14 protein-coding genes are annotated in these 14,568 nt (G+C 60.0%); 4 read left to right on the top strand and 10 right to left on the bottom strand.

From position 1 onward, the window contains the following. Positions 1 to 43 precede the first annotated feature (43 nt). The 3 genes from HGT1_RS07545 (at position 44) to HGT1_RS07535 (ending at position 3,308) form a co-directional block, all read left to right on the top strand. Positions 44 to 2,008 carry a heme lyase CcmF/NrfE family subunit gene (locus HGT1_RS07545; RefSeq protein WP_176249316.1) on the top strand — a complete coding sequence of 655 codons (1,965 nt, stop codon included), beginning with the start codon at positions 44 to 46 and terminating at the stop codon, positions 2,006 to 2,008. After that, positions 2,005 to 2,460, top strand: coding sequence for a cytochrome c-type biogenesis protein (locus HGT1_RS07540; RefSeq protein ID WP_176249315.1), 456 nt, complete (start codon positions 2,005 to 2,007; stop codon positions 2,458 to 2,460). The genes HGT1_RS07545 and HGT1_RS07540 overlap by 4 nt, the downstream gene beginning before the upstream one ends. Before the next feature lie 71 nt (positions 2,461 to 2,531). Beyond that, complete coding sequence (locus HGT1_RS07535) at positions 2,532 to 3,308, top strand: enoyl-CoA hydratase-related protein (protein WP_176249314.1); 777 nt, start codon at positions 2,532 to 2,534, stop codon at positions 3,306 to 3,308. Positions 3,309 to 3,317: 9 nt separating this feature from the next. Here the strand turns inward: HGT1_RS07535 and HGT1_RS07530 are convergent, their stop codons facing one another. The 3 genes from HGT1_RS07530 to gltX all read right to left on the bottom strand — a co-directional run bounded on the left by HGT1_RS07530 (position 3,318) and on the right by gltX (position 6,826). Then, positions 3,318 to 3,617: a hypothetical protein gene (locus HGT1_RS07530; protein WP_176249313.1), complete on the bottom strand. Its 300-nt coding sequence runs from the start codon at positions 3,615 to 3,617 to the stop codon at positions 3,318 to 3,320. Between the two features lie 399 nt (positions 3,618 to 4,016). Further along, on the bottom strand, positions 4,017 to 5,312 hold the full coding sequence (gene gltA, locus HGT1_RS07525; protein WP_176249312.1) for a citrate synthase: 1,296 nt from the start codon (positions 5,310 to 5,312) through the stop codon (positions 4,017 to 4,019). A 113-nt stretch (positions 5,313 to 5,425) separates the two neighbouring features. Further along, positions 5,426 to 6,826, bottom strand: coding sequence for a glutamate--tRNA ligase (gltX, locus tag HGT1_RS07520; RefSeq protein ID WP_176249311.1), 1,401 nt, complete (start codon positions 6,824 to 6,826; stop codon positions 5,426 to 5,428). A 125-nt stretch (positions 6,827 to 6,951) separates the two neighbouring features. Here gltX and HGT1_RS07515 point away from each other — a divergent pair, with 125 nt between their 5' ends. Beyond that, positions 6,952 to 8,985 carry a ComEC/Rec2 family competence protein gene (locus tag HGT1_RS07515; protein WP_176249310.1) on the top strand — a complete coding sequence of 678 codons (2,034 nt, stop codon included), beginning with the start codon at positions 6,952 to 6,954 and terminating at the stop codon, positions 8,983 to 8,985. A 17-nt stretch (positions 8,986 to 9,002) separates the two neighbouring features. Here the strand turns inward: HGT1_RS07515 and lexA are convergent, their stop codons facing one another. From lexA to HGT1_RS07480, 7 genes are all read right to left on the bottom strand, one after another. Then, positions 9,003 to 9,701 (bottom strand): transcriptional repressor LexA, encoded by a 699-nt coding sequence (gene lexA / locus HGT1_RS07510; protein WP_176249309.1) that lies wholly within the window; start codon positions 9,699 to 9,701, stop codon positions 9,003 to 9,005. A 64-nt stretch (positions 9,702 to 9,765) separates the two neighbouring features. Beyond that, the gene (gene glp, locus HGT1_RS07505) at positions 9,766 to 10,938 is read right to left on the bottom strand and encodes a gephyrin-like molybdotransferase Glp (protein WP_176249308.1); all 1,173 of its coding nucleotides are present in this window, start codon (positions 10,936 to 10,938) and stop codon (positions 9,766 to 9,768) included. After that, entirely contained in the window at positions 10,935 to 11,408 is a 474-nt protein-coding gene (moaC, locus tag HGT1_RS07500; protein ID WP_176249307.1) for a cyclic pyranopterin monophosphate synthase MoaC, read from the bottom strand. Before moaC ends, glp begins: the two co-directional genes overlap by 4 nt. Then, entirely contained in the window at positions 11,409 to 12,221 is an 813-nt protein-coding gene (trpC, locus tag HGT1_RS07495; RefSeq protein WP_176249306.1) for an indole-3-glycerol phosphate synthase TrpC, read from the bottom strand. Continuing rightward, positions 12,218 to 12,880: a uracil-DNA glycosylase gene (locus tag HGT1_RS07490; protein WP_176249305.1), complete on the bottom strand. Its 663-nt coding sequence runs from the start codon at positions 12,878 to 12,880 to the stop codon at positions 12,218 to 12,220. The genes trpC and HGT1_RS07490 overlap by 4 nt, the downstream gene beginning before the upstream one ends. Further along, positions 12,880 to 13,899 (bottom strand): anthranilate phosphoribosyltransferase, encoded by a 1,020-nt coding sequence (gene trpD, locus HGT1_RS07485; RefSeq protein WP_176249304.1) that lies wholly within the window; start codon positions 13,897 to 13,899, stop codon positions 12,880 to 12,882. The genes HGT1_RS07490 and trpD overlap by 1 nt, the downstream gene beginning before the upstream one ends. Then, on the bottom strand, positions 13,896 to 14,477 hold the full coding sequence (locus HGT1_RS07480; RefSeq protein ID WP_176249303.1) for an aminodeoxychorismate/anthranilate synthase component II: 582 nt from the start codon (positions 14,475 to 14,477) through the stop codon (positions 13,896 to 13,898). Before HGT1_RS07480 ends, trpD begins: the two co-directional genes overlap by 4 nt. Positions 14,478 to 14,568 lie beyond the last annotated feature (91 nt).

The following is a 14,568-nucleotide window of genomic DNA, read 5'->3' as shown; positions in this document are numbered from 1 at the left end:
TAATCGGCATGGCATGGGGCGCGTTTGCGGCCTATAATGCACCATGATTACAGAACTCGGACATTTCGCCCTTATCCTCGCCTTTGGTGTGGCCATCTTTCAGATGGTCGTGCCCCTGATTGGTGCCTACAAACGCTGGCCCGGGTGGATGGCCGTTGCCGAACCCGCCGCGGGTGCGCAATTTGCCCTGACGGCAATGGCCTTTGGCGCATTGATGTGGGCGTTTATCACCTCTGATTTCTCGCTTCGACTGGTGGTGTTGAACAGCCATTCGATGAAGCCGATGCTGTATAAAATCAGCGGCACATGGGGCAACCACGAAGGGTCGATGCTGCTTTGGGTGCTGATTGTATCGCTGTTTGGTGCCATGGCAGCCTGGTTCGGGGGCAACCTGCCTCAAAGCCTGCGGGCCCGTGTGCTGGGGGTTCAGGCCGCGATTGGCGTCGCTTTCTATGGCTTTATCCTGTTCACATCGAACCCGTTCTTGCGTCTGGCGACACCGCCCTTTGACGGGCAGGATTTGAACCCGCTGTTGCAAGACCCCGGTTTGGCCTTTCACCCGCCGTTCCTCTATTTGGGCTATGTCGGCCTGTCGATGACCTTCAGCTTTGCCGTTGCAGCGCTGATCGAAGGGCGCATTGATGCCGCTTGGGGCCGTTGGGTGCGCCCTTGGACATTGGCGGCCTGGATTTTCCTGACAATCGGCATCGCGCTTGGGTCCTGGTGGGCCTATTACGAATTGGGCTGGGGCGGCTTCTGGTTCTGGGATCCTGTTGAAAACGCTTCGTTTATGCCGTGGCTGCTGGCGGTGGCACTGTTACATTCCGCCATCGTGGTGGAAAAACGCGAGAGCCTGAAAAGCTGGACAATCCTGCTGGCGATCCTTGCTTTTGGCTTTTCGCTGATCGGCACATTTATCGTGCGCTCGGGCTTGCTGACCTCTGTGCATGCCTTTGCCAACGACCCCGAACGCGGTGTGTTTATCCTGATGATCATGGCGTTCTTCATGGGCGGCGCTTTGGTGCTGTTTGCCATGCGTGCCTCCGCGCTTGAGGCAAAGGGCGTGTTCGGCATTGTCAGCCGTGAATCCGCCTTGTTGGTGAATAACGTGTTGCTGGCGGTTGCGTGTTTTGTCGTCTTTATCGGGACGATGTGGCCGCTGCTGGCCGAGATGTTCTTTGACCGCAAGCTAAGCGTGGGGCCGCCGTTCTTTAACGCGGCATTCACGCCCTTTATGGTAGTGCTGGGCTTGGTCCTGCCGATCGGATCGGCCTTGCCGTGGAAACGTGCGCAGATCGGGCGCGCGCTAAAGCCGCTGCGCTATGTGTTTGTGCTGGCGATTGCGGTTGGCGGCCTGGCCTTTGCGATGCAGAGCGGGCGCAGCCTGTTGGGGCCGGTCGGCTTGTTTCTTGGCGCGTGGATCGTGATGGGGACGGTTGTTGACCTGCTGGGGCGTACCGGACGCGGGCAGGGGCGCTTGCGCCGTCTGACACGGTTGCCACGGGCCGATTGGGGCAAGATGCTTGCCCATGCCGGGCTCGGGATCACCATGGCCGGCATTGCCGGCATCACCGCGTGGAGCGTGGATGACATTCGTGCCGTTCCTATCGGCGGCTCGGTCGAGGTGGGCAGCTATACCGTTCAGCTCGATAACGTCGAACGGTTGCAAGGCCCGAACTATATGGCGACCACCGGCTATGTGACCTTGTTCCAGAACGGTGTTGAAATCGCGCAATTGCGGCCCGAAAAGCGGTTTTATCCCGTCGCTGAAATGCCCACGACCGAAGCGGCAATCGACTATAACCTCGCGCGCGACGTGTATGTGGTGATTGGCGATGAACAGGACGACGGCGGCTGGGTGGTGCGGACATATATCAAGCCGTTGACCAACTGGATCTGGATCGGCTGTGCGCTGATGGCCTTGGGCGGTTTGCTAAGCTTGTCGGACAGGCGGTTTCGTATCGCAGCCGGTGCGGCCAAACGACCAACACAAGTGCCCGCAGAATGAGGGCGCTTTTGATCGCATTTATGCTGCTGGTGGTCACCCCCGCCTGGGCCGTGCAACCGGACGAGATCCTGTCGGATCCGGTGCTTGAGGAACGGGCTCGCGACCTGTCAAAGGGCTTGCGCTGCCTTGTTTGTCGCAACGAAAGCATCGACGAGAGCAACGCCAGCCTTGCACGCGATCTGCGGATTTTGCTGCGCGAACGGCTGGTTGCGGGGGATAGTGACCAGGAAGCGGTGGATTTCATCGTCAACCGCTATGGCGAATATGTTCTGCTTAATCCGCCTGCGTCGGGGTCGACCTGGCTGCTTTGGGCGGCAGGGCCGTTGATGCTGCTGCTTGCCGCAGGGCTGGGCTATGGCTATCTGCGCGGGCGGTCTACGGCACCCGCCGCGGATCAAACCCCACTTAGCGCTGAAGAACAGGCCCGTTTGGATGATATTCTGAACAAATAACGCTTGGTTTCGCTGGCCCTGAGGGCGGCATTGGGTACACTGCGTGCAAACATGCAGATTGGACCTGATTGATGGACTACCAGACCCTAAATTTTGACGTGACCGATGGCCTTGCGGTGATCACCCTGAACCGCGCTGACAAGATGAACGCGCTGACCACCCAGATGCGTGCCGAGATCGAACATGCCTTCGTTCAGGGCGGCAAACAGGCGCGCTGCGTGGTCGTAACAGGGGCGGGGCGGGCGTTCTGTTCGGGCCAGGATTTGGGCGACAGCAACGGCGGTGCGTCTATGGATCTGGAACGGACCCTGCGCGATGAATACGCCCCCATGCTGCGCGCGATTACCAATTGCCCGGTGCCGACCATTGCCGCGGTAAACGGTGCCGCAGCCGGTGCGGGTGCAAATCTGGCGCTGGCGACCGACATCGTTATTGCAACGGAATCGGCTTATTTTCTTCAGGCTTTTACCCGCATCGGGCTGATCCCCGACGCAGGCGGCACTTATACGCTGCCGCGTCAGATGGGCATGGCCAAGGCAATGGGCGCGGCCCTGTTCGCAGACAAGATCAGCGCCCGTCAGGCGGATGACTGGGGGATGATCTGGGAAGCGGTGCCGGATGCGGGCTTTGACGCCCATTGGCGTGCAAAAGCAGCGCAACTGGCAAGCGGTCCGACGCTGGCCTATGCCTCGGCCAAAAAGGCCATTCGTGAAAGCTGGGACAATTCCTTTGAGGGCCAACTGGCACTAGAAGCCCGCGAGCAAGGCAAATGCGGCCAATCGCGGGATTTCAAAGAGGGTGTGATCGCGTTTTTGCAAAAGCGGATTGCGAAGTTCGAAGGGCGGTAAGCGGATCGGTCAGACCGACCGTTCGATCAGCAATACGTCGTCGGGGTTCAAGGTGGGGCGTGTTGCGCTGGCAACCACAGCCACGGCAATCCCGTCCGCCAGAACCGTATGAACCGAGCCAGATACCTGCTTGACCGTAATTCGGGGGGGTGTCTGGCCTTTGTTATAGACGACCGCGATCTGATCACAATTCTGGTCGCTGTCGTGCACCAAAGACCCTTGCGGTGAATGCTGTTTCAAGGCGTTTTTGGATGTCAGGCTGGTCGCAGTGTCCCATTCTAGACCGGCATAAGAAGCTGGAACTGCCATCACTGCATCCTTTGTTTTTTTAAGCGAGATGCCAGCCAGCCTGCCAAACCCTGCGTTATTTTACGGCAAGGACAGATGCTAAACCTCAGCAATTATCGTTAATCTATTGACGATCGGGGGTGTGGGTCAATCAAGTTCGCTGATTGTCCAACAGGCGGAAACAAAAACACAGAAATGTCGTAATTCTGCGGTTTGGTTTCGATATACCGGAAAATAGGCCGAAACAATTTGGGCGAATTGGCGGCTTTGATCAGCCGGCCGGTTTGACCGTGATTCTAATTCCAGTGGGTGCTGTGATTTACCGGCGCAATTGTCATTGATTTTGATCAATCACAGGATGGCCCCAACGAAAAACGCCCCGCCAGATGGCAGGGCGTTTTCGTCATTTCTACGCTGCGATTAGCGTTTTTCGATGTCGACGTAATCGCGTTTGCCTTCGCCCAGATACAGCTGGCGCGGACGGCCGATTTTCATCTGTGGATCGCTAATTTGTTCTTTCCACTGGGAAATCCAACCAACGGTGCGGGCCAATGCAAAGATAGGCGTGAACATCGACGTCGGGAAGCCCATGGCCTCAAGAATGATGCCGGAATAGAAATCAACGTTGGGGAACAGCTTCTTATCCGCGAAATACGGATCTTCCAGTGCCTGTTTTTCCAGTTCCTTGGCGACCTGCAGGATCGGGTTGTTTTCAACGCCGAGCAGTTCGAGAACTTCGTCCGCGCTTTCCTTCATCACGGTCGCGCGCGGGTCAAAGTTTTTGTAAACCCGGTGGCCAAAGCCCATCAGACGGAACGGATCATTCTTGTCCTTGGCGCGGGCGATGAATTCTGGAATCCGGTCCGGCGTGCCGATTTCCTTGAGCATTTCAAGACATGCCTGGTTCGCACCCCCGTGGGCAGGGCCCCAAAGACAGGCGATGCCCGCCGCGATACAGGCGAACGGGTTCGCGCCCGAGGAGGACGCCAGACGCACGGTCGAGGTCGAGGCGTTTTGCTCGTGGTCGGCATGCAAGGTAAAGATCCGGTCCATCGCGCGGGCCAGGATCGGGTCAACAACGTAATCTTCGGCAGGGACGGCAAAGCACATGCGCAGGAAGTTACCGGCATAATCGACGTCATTGCGTGGATAGATAAAGGGTTGGCCGATGGTATATTTATACGCCATCGCCGCAATCGTCGGCATCTTGGCAATCAAACGGATCGTCGCGACTTCGCGCTGGTGCGCGTCGTTCACGTCGGTGCTGTCATGATAGAATGCAGACATTGCGCCCACAACGCCAACCATGATCGCCATTGGATGCGCATCACGGCGGAAACCACGGAAGAAATTAATCATCTGTTCGTGGATCATGGTGTGGTTGGTGACCAGTTCCTCGAACTCTTCCAGCTGTGTTGGCGACGGCAGTTCGCCGTTCAGCAGCAAATAGCACACCTCGAGGTAATGCGACTCGCTGGCGAGCTGATCAATCGGATAGCCACGGTGCAGCAACACACCTTCGTCGCCATCAATAAAGGTGATCGTGCTGTCGCAAGCGGCAGTAGACGTAAAACCCGGGTCATAGGTAAAGACATTCGCCTGCGCGTAAAGCTTGCGGATATCCATGACATCCGGCCCTACAGTCGGGGAATAAATAGGTAATTCAAAGCTTTTACCGTCGATGGTCAACGTTGCTGATTTTGTACTCTCGGCCATGAAGTCCCTTTCTACCGTTGGCGATGTGCGTTCTGCCCACCGTCCGGCACCGGCCTGGAGTGGCCCGTGCGTTGTGTTATCTCGCTTTAAGTTGAGATTTGCTTAAGCATCTCTCAATTTGCTGCATCCTGCAATCTGGCAAGGCTTTCGTCACGCCCCAAAATCAGCATCATATCGAATACCGACGGGGTCGCTGTCCGACCTGCAAGGGCAGAGCGCAAAGGCCCGGCCAACTTGCCAAATTTAGTATCATGTGCGGCTGCAAAGCCGTTTAACGCCTCTTCTAGCGTTTCTCTGTCCCAGTTAACATTCTGCAACTGCGGCGTCAATTCGCTCAGTATACCACGGGATACATCATCCAGGTTCTTGGCTGCTTTCTCGTCCGGTACAATGGGGCGGCTGGCCAGAACAAACTCTGCTTTTTCAAGTAGTTCGGGGAAGGTTTTGGCGCGTTCCTTGAGGCAATACATGGCCCGTTCCAAACCATCACCTTGTTGCGACGTGAGGGCAGGCAGGCCAGCGGCGGCCAAATATCCCTCGATCTCGTGCCGCAATGCGGCATCATCGGCGACGGCAATATGCTGGCCGCAGATATTTTCCAGCTTTTTCAAATCAAACTGTGCGGGGCTTTTGCGAATGCCGTCCAGATCGAACCATTCTTTTGCCTGCTCGTCGGTGAAAAACTCGTCGTCGCCATGGCTCCAGCCCAGACGGGCCAGATAGTTGCGCATACCGGCGGCAGGATAGCCCATCGCCTGATATTCCTGCGCGCCCAAAGCCCCGTGGCGTTTCGACAATTTCTTGCCGTCGGGTCCGTGAATCAGCGGGATATGCGCCCAAACCGGCACGTCCCAGCCCATCGCGTGATAGATCATCATCTGGCGTGCGGCATTGTTCAGGTGGTCGTCGCCACGGATCACATGGGTCACGCCCATATCATGGTCGTCAACGACAACGGCCAGCATATAAACCGGGGTACCATCAGAGCGGAGCAGAACCATATCATCCAGCTGGTCATTGCCGATTTTCACATCGCCCTGCACGCGGTCGTGGATGATCGTCTCGCCGGTTTGGGGGGCCTTGATGCGCACAACATAAGGCGCGTCAGGGTGGGTCGATGGGTCAGCATCGCGCCAAGGCGAATGATACAGCGTGCTGCGACCTTCGGCCTTTGCCGTATCGCGGAATTCAGCGATTTCTTCCTGGCTGGCAAAGCATTTATAGGCCTTGCCGGCAGCCAGAAGTTCAAGGGCGACCTCGGCGTGACGCGCGGCATTTTCAAACTGGCTGACAACATCACCGTCATGATCCAGCCCCAGCCACGCAAGGCCCTGCAAGATCGCATCGGTGGCTTCGGGGGTATAGCGCACACGGTCGGTGTCTTCGATGCGCAGCAAGAATTTGCCGCCACGGCCGCGCGCATAAAGCCAGCTGAAAAGGGCCGTCCGCGCCCCGCCAATATGCAGATAGCCGGTCGGAGAAGGGGCAAAGCGGGTGACGACAGGCTGTGTCATATGGGGTGTCCTTTCAGTGAAATGGTACGGTTTCCCCGCTCTGGCAGGGGGCCGTTTATCTTTTGCTAACCACGCAGCGGGTAGCGTCAGGGTCTATCTAGCCAGTGCGGGGATCGGGGGCAAGTATGGGCCTGATGCAAGGTCTGTCGCAGATGATGTTACAGCAGCGTGGCCATCTGTTCGGCTGGGTGCCCGTCTGTCTGGCGATCGGGATCGGCGGCTATTTCATGGTCAGGGCCGAACCCGCGCTGCCCGTCTTGCTGGGGCTGATGGCGGGCGCGGGGGTGTTGCTGTTGCTCTCGCGGCACCTGCCCGATGCGGCGGCCCCTGTTGCGGTGGCCGTTGCGTTGGGGATGATCGGCTTTGATCTGGCCGCCTTGCGCGCCCATGCGGTTGGCGGGCCGGTGTTGGGCTGGCGCTATTACGGTGCAATCGAGGGGCGGATCGTCGGGATTGACCGCAGCCAGTCCGACGCGCTGCGCCTGACCCTTGACCGCGTGGTGCTGGAAAGGGTGTCTGCCGAGCGGACACCGATGCGGGTGCGGGTGTCGCTGCACGGCGATCAAAGCCACAGCATCGCCGCCGAACCGGGGTTGCGCGTGATGACAACGGGGCATTTGTCGCCCCCCAGCGGTCCGGTTGAACCGGGCGGCTTTGATTTCCAGCGCCATGCGTGGTTCGCGCGTTTGGGGGCTGTCGGCTATACCCGAAATCCGGTGCTGGGGGCAGCACCCGCAGCGCAGGGCCGCGCCGGTCTGATGGTGCTGCGGGTGCGCATGGCGGCGTCCGCCCGCGTGCAAGCGGCGCTCGGGGGCGATATCGGCGGCTTTGCAACCGCGATCACAACGGGGGATCGCAGTGCCATCAGCCAAACCGCCCTGTTTGACCTGCGGGCCAGCAATCTGGCGCATCTGCTGGCGATTTCGGGTCTGCATATGGGGTTGCTGAGCGCGGTCGTGTTCGGGGCATTGCGTCTGGTCCTCAGCCTGGTCCCTTGGGTCGCGCTCCGCTGGCCGACGCGCAGTATTGCGGCGGCGGGCGCGCTGGTTGCCGCGACCGGATATCTGGCGCTGTCGGGGGGCAATGTGGCGACCGAACGGGCGTTTGTGATGGTTGCGGTGGCCTTGGGGGCGCTGATGCTGGGGCGGCGCGCGCTTAGCCTGCGGGCCGTGGCGATAGCCGCGACGCTGGTGTTGATCCTGCGGCCAGAGGCGTTGATGGGGCCGGGGTTCCAGATGTCATTCGCGGCGACGACGGCGTTGGTGGCGGTGTTCGGCTGGCTGCGCGACGGGCAGTTGTCGCTGGGCCCCAAATGGCTGGCCCCGGCGGTGGCGACCTTTATTTCCTCTGCGGTGGCAGGGCTGTTCACGGCCCCTGTGGGGGCGGCGCATTTCAATACAATTGCCCATTTCGGGCTGATCGCGAACCTGCTGTCTGTGCCCTTGATGGGGCTGCTGGTGATGCCTGCGGCGGTCGGGGCGCTGGTGCTGGCCCCCTTGGGGCTGGACCATCTTGCGCTGTGGATCATGGGGCTGGGCCTGCGCTGGATCTTGGCTGTGGCGGCGTTTGTGGCGGATATCGAAGGTGCGCAGGGTCATGTAAAAGGGCCGGGGGTCTGGGTGCTGCCCTTGCTGGCGCTCGGGTTTTTATGGGTGCTGTTGTGGCAGGGGCGGCTGCGGTCTGCGGGTATTGCGGCTGTGATCGCGGGATTCGCCCTGTGGTATCAGGCAGAGCGGCCCATGGTGTTGATCGCGGATACAGGAAATCTGGTTGGCATCATCACCCCGCAAGGACGGGCCCTGAGCAAGGCCAAAGGGGCAGGGTTTATCGCCCGAAACTGGCTGGAGAATGACGGGGACGGGACCATGCAGGCGGATGCCGCTGACCGGTGGCGGCCGGATATGCGGGTCGCGGGCCAGCAAATCATCCACCTGTCAGGCAAACGCGCCGTTGCGGCATTCGGGCGCTGCACGTCAGGGCAGATCATCGTGACCTCGGTGGTGCTTGAAAAGAGCTTGGGCGATTGCCTGATCCTTGACCCGAAATATCTGCGTCAGACCGGTGCGATTTCGATGCGTCTGGAAAACGGGCAGATCAAAATGCAAACGGCCCGCCAAAGGGCGGGCTCGCGGTTGTGGACGCACTGGCCAGATGATTGATCCGGCCAGTTCCCAGATCAATAGGTGCGGATCAAACCGACCAAACGCCCCTGAACCTTGACCATATCCGACGGGAACACCCGCGTTTCATAGGCTGGGTTCGCCGCCTCCAGCGCGATTGAGCTGCCGTGGCGTTTGAAGGTCTTGAGCGTCGCCTCGTGATCGTCGACCAGTGCCACCACGATATCGCCGTCATCCGCGACAGAGGTCTCGCGGATCACCACAACGTCACCGTCGTTAATGCCCGCGTCGATCATCGAATCGCCTTTGACTTCAAGGGCATAGTGTTCGCCGCTGCCGCTGATCATGTTGCCCGGAACAGCCACGGAATGGGTCATTGTGGTAATTGCCTCGATCGGGACACCGGCGGCGATGCGGCCCATCATCGGAATATCCGTCGCGGACCCCGATACAGACTGGGCGGCGCGCGGCGGCGGGGCGTCGGGGCGATCCCCGTCAATCACGCGGGGGGTAAAGCCGGAACCGGGCAATCCACCCATGCTGTCGGGCAGTTTCACAACCTCGATCGCGCGCGCACGGTGGGCCAGACGGCGGATAAATCCGCGTTCCTCAAGCGCTGTAATCAGACGGTGGATGCCGGATTTCGACCGCAGGTCCAATGCTTCTTTCATCTCGTCAAAGCTGGGCGGCACCCCGTCGCGCTGAACGCGCTTGTGAATGAAAGCCAGCAGGTCGAGTTGTTTTTTGGTCAGCATCCGAACATCCCCTGAGATTATTGGTTTGGGTTTGTTCTAGTGATGTTCTTGTTTTGTGTCAACGCTACAGCGGGATACACTCCATCATTTCGCCCGATTGGCGCGCCGGATCATCGGCGGGGCGTATCATCAGCACATCCGCCTGGGCCAGAACGCTTAGCAACGAACTGTCCTGATTGCTTTCCGGATGCACCGCACCATCGCGCACCAAGGCCCGCATGAAATGGGTGCGCGGCCCGCCTTTGGGCAGATCCAAGGCCAGCGGCATCGGGGTACGGGGGGCAGCTTTGCCAGCCAGCCCAAGCATCTTGCGTAGCACGGGGGCCACAAACACCACGCCGCAGACCATGGCAGACACGGGGTTTCCCGGCAGGCCGATCATCGGCGTCTTGCCCAGTTTTCCGGCCATCAACGGTTTTCCGGGGCGCATCGCGACCTTATAAAACGCCTGTTCCATGCCCAGTTCGGCAGCAACGGGGGCAACCAGATCGTGATCTCCGACCGAGGCCCCGCCAATGGTAATGATCAGATCGGCCCCTTGGGCGAGTTTGAACGACTGGGTCAGCGATGCGGCGGTGTCCCGCGCAATGGGGATCAACCGGCAGCGCGCCCCGATCTGTTCAAGCATCGCAGCCAGACCATAGGTGTTTGACGCGATAATCTGGTCGGGTCCGGGTGTTTCACCCGGCTGCACCAATTCATCCCCCGTGGCGATGATCGCGATCTGCGGGGCAATGTGAACGGGGACTTTGGCAATGTTCATCGCGGCAAGCAGGGCGATATCGGCGGGCCGCAAGACGCGCGGGGCGGTCATCACATCGCCGGCTTTGAAATCACCACCGGCGGGGCGGATATTGTCTTTGCCGTCAATGTCATGGCCCAGCATCAACAGATCGCCACGGCGGCTTGTGTCTTCCTGGATCACGACGAAATCAGCGCCTTCGGGGATCGGGGCACCGGTGAAAATCCGCACGGCCTGTCCGGCTTTCACGACCCCGTCAAAGCGGTGGCCAGCGGCGGCTTCGCCGATCACCTTGAACATCGCATCGGGCTCAACCTCGGCGCGGTGCAGGGCATAGCCATCCATCGATGAGGCCGCAAAGGGCGGTTGGGTCAGGGGTGTCGTGACGTCTTCGGCCAATACCCGTCCTGCGGCGTGGCGCAGGGGGACGGTTTCAACACCCATGGGGGCGACAAGATCAAACAGGTGCGACAGGGCGGTTTCGACTGAAATCATGATGCTTCGTAGCGGCCCGATTTGCCGCCGTCCTTGAGCATGACGCGCAGCCCGCCGATTTCCATGCCCTTGTCCACGGCTTTGGCCATGTCATAGACGGTAAGTGCGGTGACGGATGCGGCGGTCAATGCCTCCATCTCGACGCCGGTCTGGCCGGTGGTTTTCACTGTCGCCTCGATGCGCAGGCCGGGCAGGTCGGCGTCTGGGGTCAATTCAACCGATACTTTGGTGATCGGCAGCGGATGACACAGCGGGATCAGATCGGAGGTGCGTTTGGCGGCCATGATGCCAGCCAGACGGGCAACGCCCATGACGTCACCCTTTTTTGCGCGACCTTCTGTAATGATATCAAAGGTTTCGCGCCGCATCTTGATGTAGGTCTCAGCGACAGCGATCCGCGACGTCACCGGCTTGTCCGAGACATCGACCATATGGGCATCGCCCTTGCCATCAAAATGCGTCAGGCTCATTTACATCCCTCCGGGGCGAAACGGATTGGCAAGAAGCGTGCGTGTGGCGGCCTCTACGTCGTCTTGACGCATCAGGCTTTCGCCGATCAGGAACACGCGCGCCCCGTATTTCGCCATATCTGCCAGATCATCAGGGGTGTTCAGCCCCGATTCAGACACGATCATCTTGTCCATCTCGACATATTTGGACAGGCTGCGCGTGGTATCAAGCGAGGTTTCAAAGGTCTTGAGATTGCGGTTGTTGATGCCGATCATCCGGCTTTTCAGCTGGGCGGCGCGGTCAAGTTCGGCCTTGTCATGTACTTCGATCAGGGCATCCATGCCCCATTCGGCGGCGGCGTCCTCAAGCTCGAGGGCCTGTGCGTCACTGACCGAGGCCATGATGATCAGGATGCAATCAGCCCCCAAAGCGCGGGCTTCGGCCACCTGATAGGTGTCGTACATGAAATCTTTACGCAAGACGGGCAGGGTGCAGGCCTCGCGGGCGGCGACAAGGTAGTCTTTGGCACCCTGAAAACTGGGCGTGTCGGTCAGGATTGAAAGGCATGTCGCACCGCTTGCCGCATAGGCGGCTGCCAATGCTGCGGGGTCGAAATCGGCGCGGATCAACCCTTTGGACGGGCTGGCTTTCTTGACCTCGGCGATCAGGCCGTACCCTTCGCGGGCGGCATCGAACAGGGCATCGGCAAAGGGGCGCACGGGTGATGCGGCGCGGGCGTCTGCCTCCACGGCCTCAAGGGGTTTTGCGGCTTTGTCGGCCGCGACCTCTTCGAGCTTGTAGGCTTTGATCTTGTCTAGGATGGTGTCTGTCATGATGTCTCCGGGGTTGCCCAGTTTATGGCGGTTTGGCCTTGTGCCTGCAACCAGTCATTGCTGCGTGAAAAGGGCTGCGAGCCGAAAAAGCCGCGCCGCGCAGACAGGGGCGATGGATGCGCTGTTTCGATCTTGAGGTTCGCGCGCGGGTCCACGTCTTTGGCGACCTTGTGGGCATGGGCCCCCCACAGCAGATAGACGCGAGGGCGGTCGGACAGGCGGTGCAGGATTTGCGCGGTCAGGATGTGCCAGCCCAGTTTCGCATGATCACCCGCCGCACCCGCAGGCACGGTGAGGGTGGTATTCAGCAACAAGACACCCTGTGCGGCCCAGAAATGCAGGTCGGCATCTTCGGGTGATGCGTCAATGTCGGCCTGCATCTCTTTGAATATGTTTGATAAAGACCGTGGCAGGGGGTGTGTGTCAGCGGCAGCCGAAAACGCCAGCCCGTGGGCGTGGCCCGGCGTGGGGTATGGATCCTGACCAAGGATGACCACCCGCACGTCATCGGGCTGGGTCCGTTCAAGGGCGGCAAATACCTGATCCCGTGGCGGCAGGATCAGTCGATCGTCCTGCGCCAAGGCAGCTTCGATCCCCGGCAGGGTTTCGTCGAAAAACGGCAGATCGCGCCACGCGCCAAGGGTGGACGGATCGAACATCAACTGGCTTGCGTGATGCGGGCCACTTGGGTGATCTTGTCGCGCGCGGCCCCGCTGTCGATGCTGGCGCGGGCCATTTCAACGCCGGTTTTCAGATCGGGCGCGGCATCGGCGACAACCAAAGCAGCGGCGGCGTTCAACAACACCGCATCGCGATAGGCAGAGGGCGCGCCATCCAGCAACGCGTTGAACGCAATCGCGTTTTCTTCGGGGGTGCCGCCGACGATATCCTCGAACGGATGCACGGGCAGGCCGGCGTCCTCGGGGGTGATCTCGAATTCGGTAATGGTGCCGTCGGGGTTCAACGCGGCAACCCAGCTGACCCCGGTGATGGTCAATTCATCGGTGCCGTCGGACCCGTGCACCAGCCACGCCTTTTCAGACCCCAATGCGCCAAGGGTTTCTGCCATGGGCCGGATCAGATCGCGGCGATAGGCACCGGTCAGTTGCCGTTTCACGCTGGCCGGGTTGGTCAGCGGGCCGAGGATGTTGAAAATCGTGCGGGTTCCCAGTTCGGACCGGGTCGGCATCACATGGGCGATGGCGGGATGGTGCATGGGGGCCATCATGAAACCGATTCCGGCCTCTTTCAGGCAGGCCTCGACCACTTTGGGGCCGACCATGACCTTCAGACCCATCTGGGTCAGCGCATCGGCGGCACCGGATTTGGACGACAGGTTGCGGTTGCCGTGTTTGGCCACGACCACGCCAGCGCCCGCCACCACAAAGGCGGTTGCCGTTGAAATGTTCAACGTGCCTTTGCCGTCGCCACCGGTGCCGACAATGTCGATCGCGCCTTCGGGCGCAGTCACCGGATGGCATTTGGCGCGCATGACATAGGCGGCAGCGGCATATTCATCCACGGTTTCGCCGCGCGTGCGCAGCGCCATCAAAAACCCGCCGATCTGGCTGGGCGTTGCTTCGCCATCGAACAGGATTTCAAAGGCCTCTTCGGCCTGATCGCGGGTCAGCGGGCCAGTCGCAGCCGCATCAATCAGCGGTTTCAGACGTTCGCTCATGCGGGCACCTTTATGACGTTGAGAAAGTTTTGCAGCATCTGGTGGCCATGTTCCGACCGGATGGATTCGGGGTGAAACTGCACACCGTGCAAGGGCAACTCGCGGTGTTGAAGTCCCATGATCGTGCCGTCCTCAAGTTCTGCGGTGATCTCGAGGCAATCGGGCAGGCTGGCGCGTTCGACCACCAACGAATGATACCGTGTCGCGGCAAAGGGCGAGGGCAGGCCGGCAAAGACACCTTTGCCCGTGTGGTGCATCTGGCCCATCTTGCCATGCACAATCTCGCCGGCGCGCACGACCTTGCCGCCGAATGCCTGACCCAAGGTCTGATGACCCAAACACACCCCCAGCAGCGGCACACCCGCATCGGCGGCCGCTTTGGTCAAGGGCAGGCAAATGCCCGCCTGATCGGGGTCGCACGGACCCGGGGACAGGATGATGCCCGCAGGGTTCATCGCGATGGCATCCTCAACGGAAATGGCATCATTTCGCCGAATATCGACCTCGGCTCCTAAATCGCCTAGATAATGCACCAAATTGTAAGTGAAACTGTCGTAATTATCTATCAGCAGTAGCATAGGGCAATTCTTTGTGTTCAGGCGGGGGTTTAGGGCTAGAGGATTGGCACCAAACCACGGTATAATGTTCGCCATTACATGTTCAGGCTTA

Source organism: Sulfitobacter sp. HGT1 (genome assembly GCF_013282155.1).
GTDB lineage: Bacteria > Pseudomonadota > Alphaproteobacteria > Rhodobacterales > Rhodobacteraceae > Sulfitobacter.
This window is presented reverse-complemented; position numbering and strand designations above follow the sequence as displayed.

Excerpts from the sequence above, each read along its gene's own strand:
- HGT1_RS07545 (WP_176249316.1), top strand. The coding sequence starts at position 44 with ATGATTACAGAACTCGGACATTTCGCCCTTATCCTCGCCTTTGGTGTG.
- HGT1_RS07540 (WP_176249315.1), top strand. The coding sequence starts at position 2,005 with ATGAGGGCGCTTTTGATCGCATTTATGCTGCTGGTGGTCACCCCCGCC.
- HGT1_RS07535 (WP_176249314.1), top strand. The coding sequence starts at position 2,532 with ATGGACTACCAGACCCTAAATTTTGACGTGACCGATGGCCTTGCGGTG.
- HGT1_RS07530 (WP_176249313.1), bottom strand. The coding sequence starts at position 3,617 with ATGGCAGTTCCAGCTTCTTATGCCGGTCTAGAATGGGACACTGCGACC.
- gltA (WP_176249312.1), bottom strand. The coding sequence starts at position 5,312 with ATGGCCGAGAGTACAAAATCAGCAACGTTGACCATCGACGGTAAAAGC.
- gltX (WP_176249311.1), bottom strand. The coding sequence starts at position 6,826 with ATGACACAGCCTGTCGTCACCCGCTTTGCCCCTTCTCCGACCGGCTAT.
- HGT1_RS07515 (WP_176249310.1), top strand. The coding sequence starts at position 6,952 with ATGGGCCTGATGCAAGGTCTGTCGCAGATGATGTTACAGCAGCGTGGC.
- lexA (WP_176249309.1), bottom strand. The coding sequence starts at position 9,701 with ATGCTGACCAAAAAACAACTCGACCTGCTGGCTTTCATTCACAAGCGC.
- glp (WP_176249308.1), bottom strand. The coding sequence starts at position 10,938 with ATGATTTCAGTCGAAACCGCCCTGTCGCACCTGTTTGATCTTGTCGCC.
- moaC (WP_176249307.1), bottom strand. The coding sequence starts at position 11,408 with ATGAGCCTGACGCATTTTGATGGCAAGGGCGATGCCCATATGGTCGAT.
- trpC (WP_176249306.1), bottom strand. The coding sequence starts at position 12,221 with ATGACAGACACCATCCTAGACAAGATCAAAGCCTACAAGCTCGAAGAG.
- HGT1_RS07490 (WP_176249305.1), bottom strand. The coding sequence starts at position 12,880 with ATGTTCGATCCGTCCACCCTTGGCGCGTGGCGCGATCTGCCGTTTTTC.
- trpD (WP_176249304.1), bottom strand. The coding sequence starts at position 13,899 with ATGAGCGAACGTCTGAAACCGCTGATTGATGCGGCTGCGACTGGCCCG.
- HGT1_RS07480 (WP_176249303.1), bottom strand. The coding sequence starts at position 14,477 with ATGCTACTGCTGATAGATAATTACGACAGTTTCACTTACAATTTGGTG.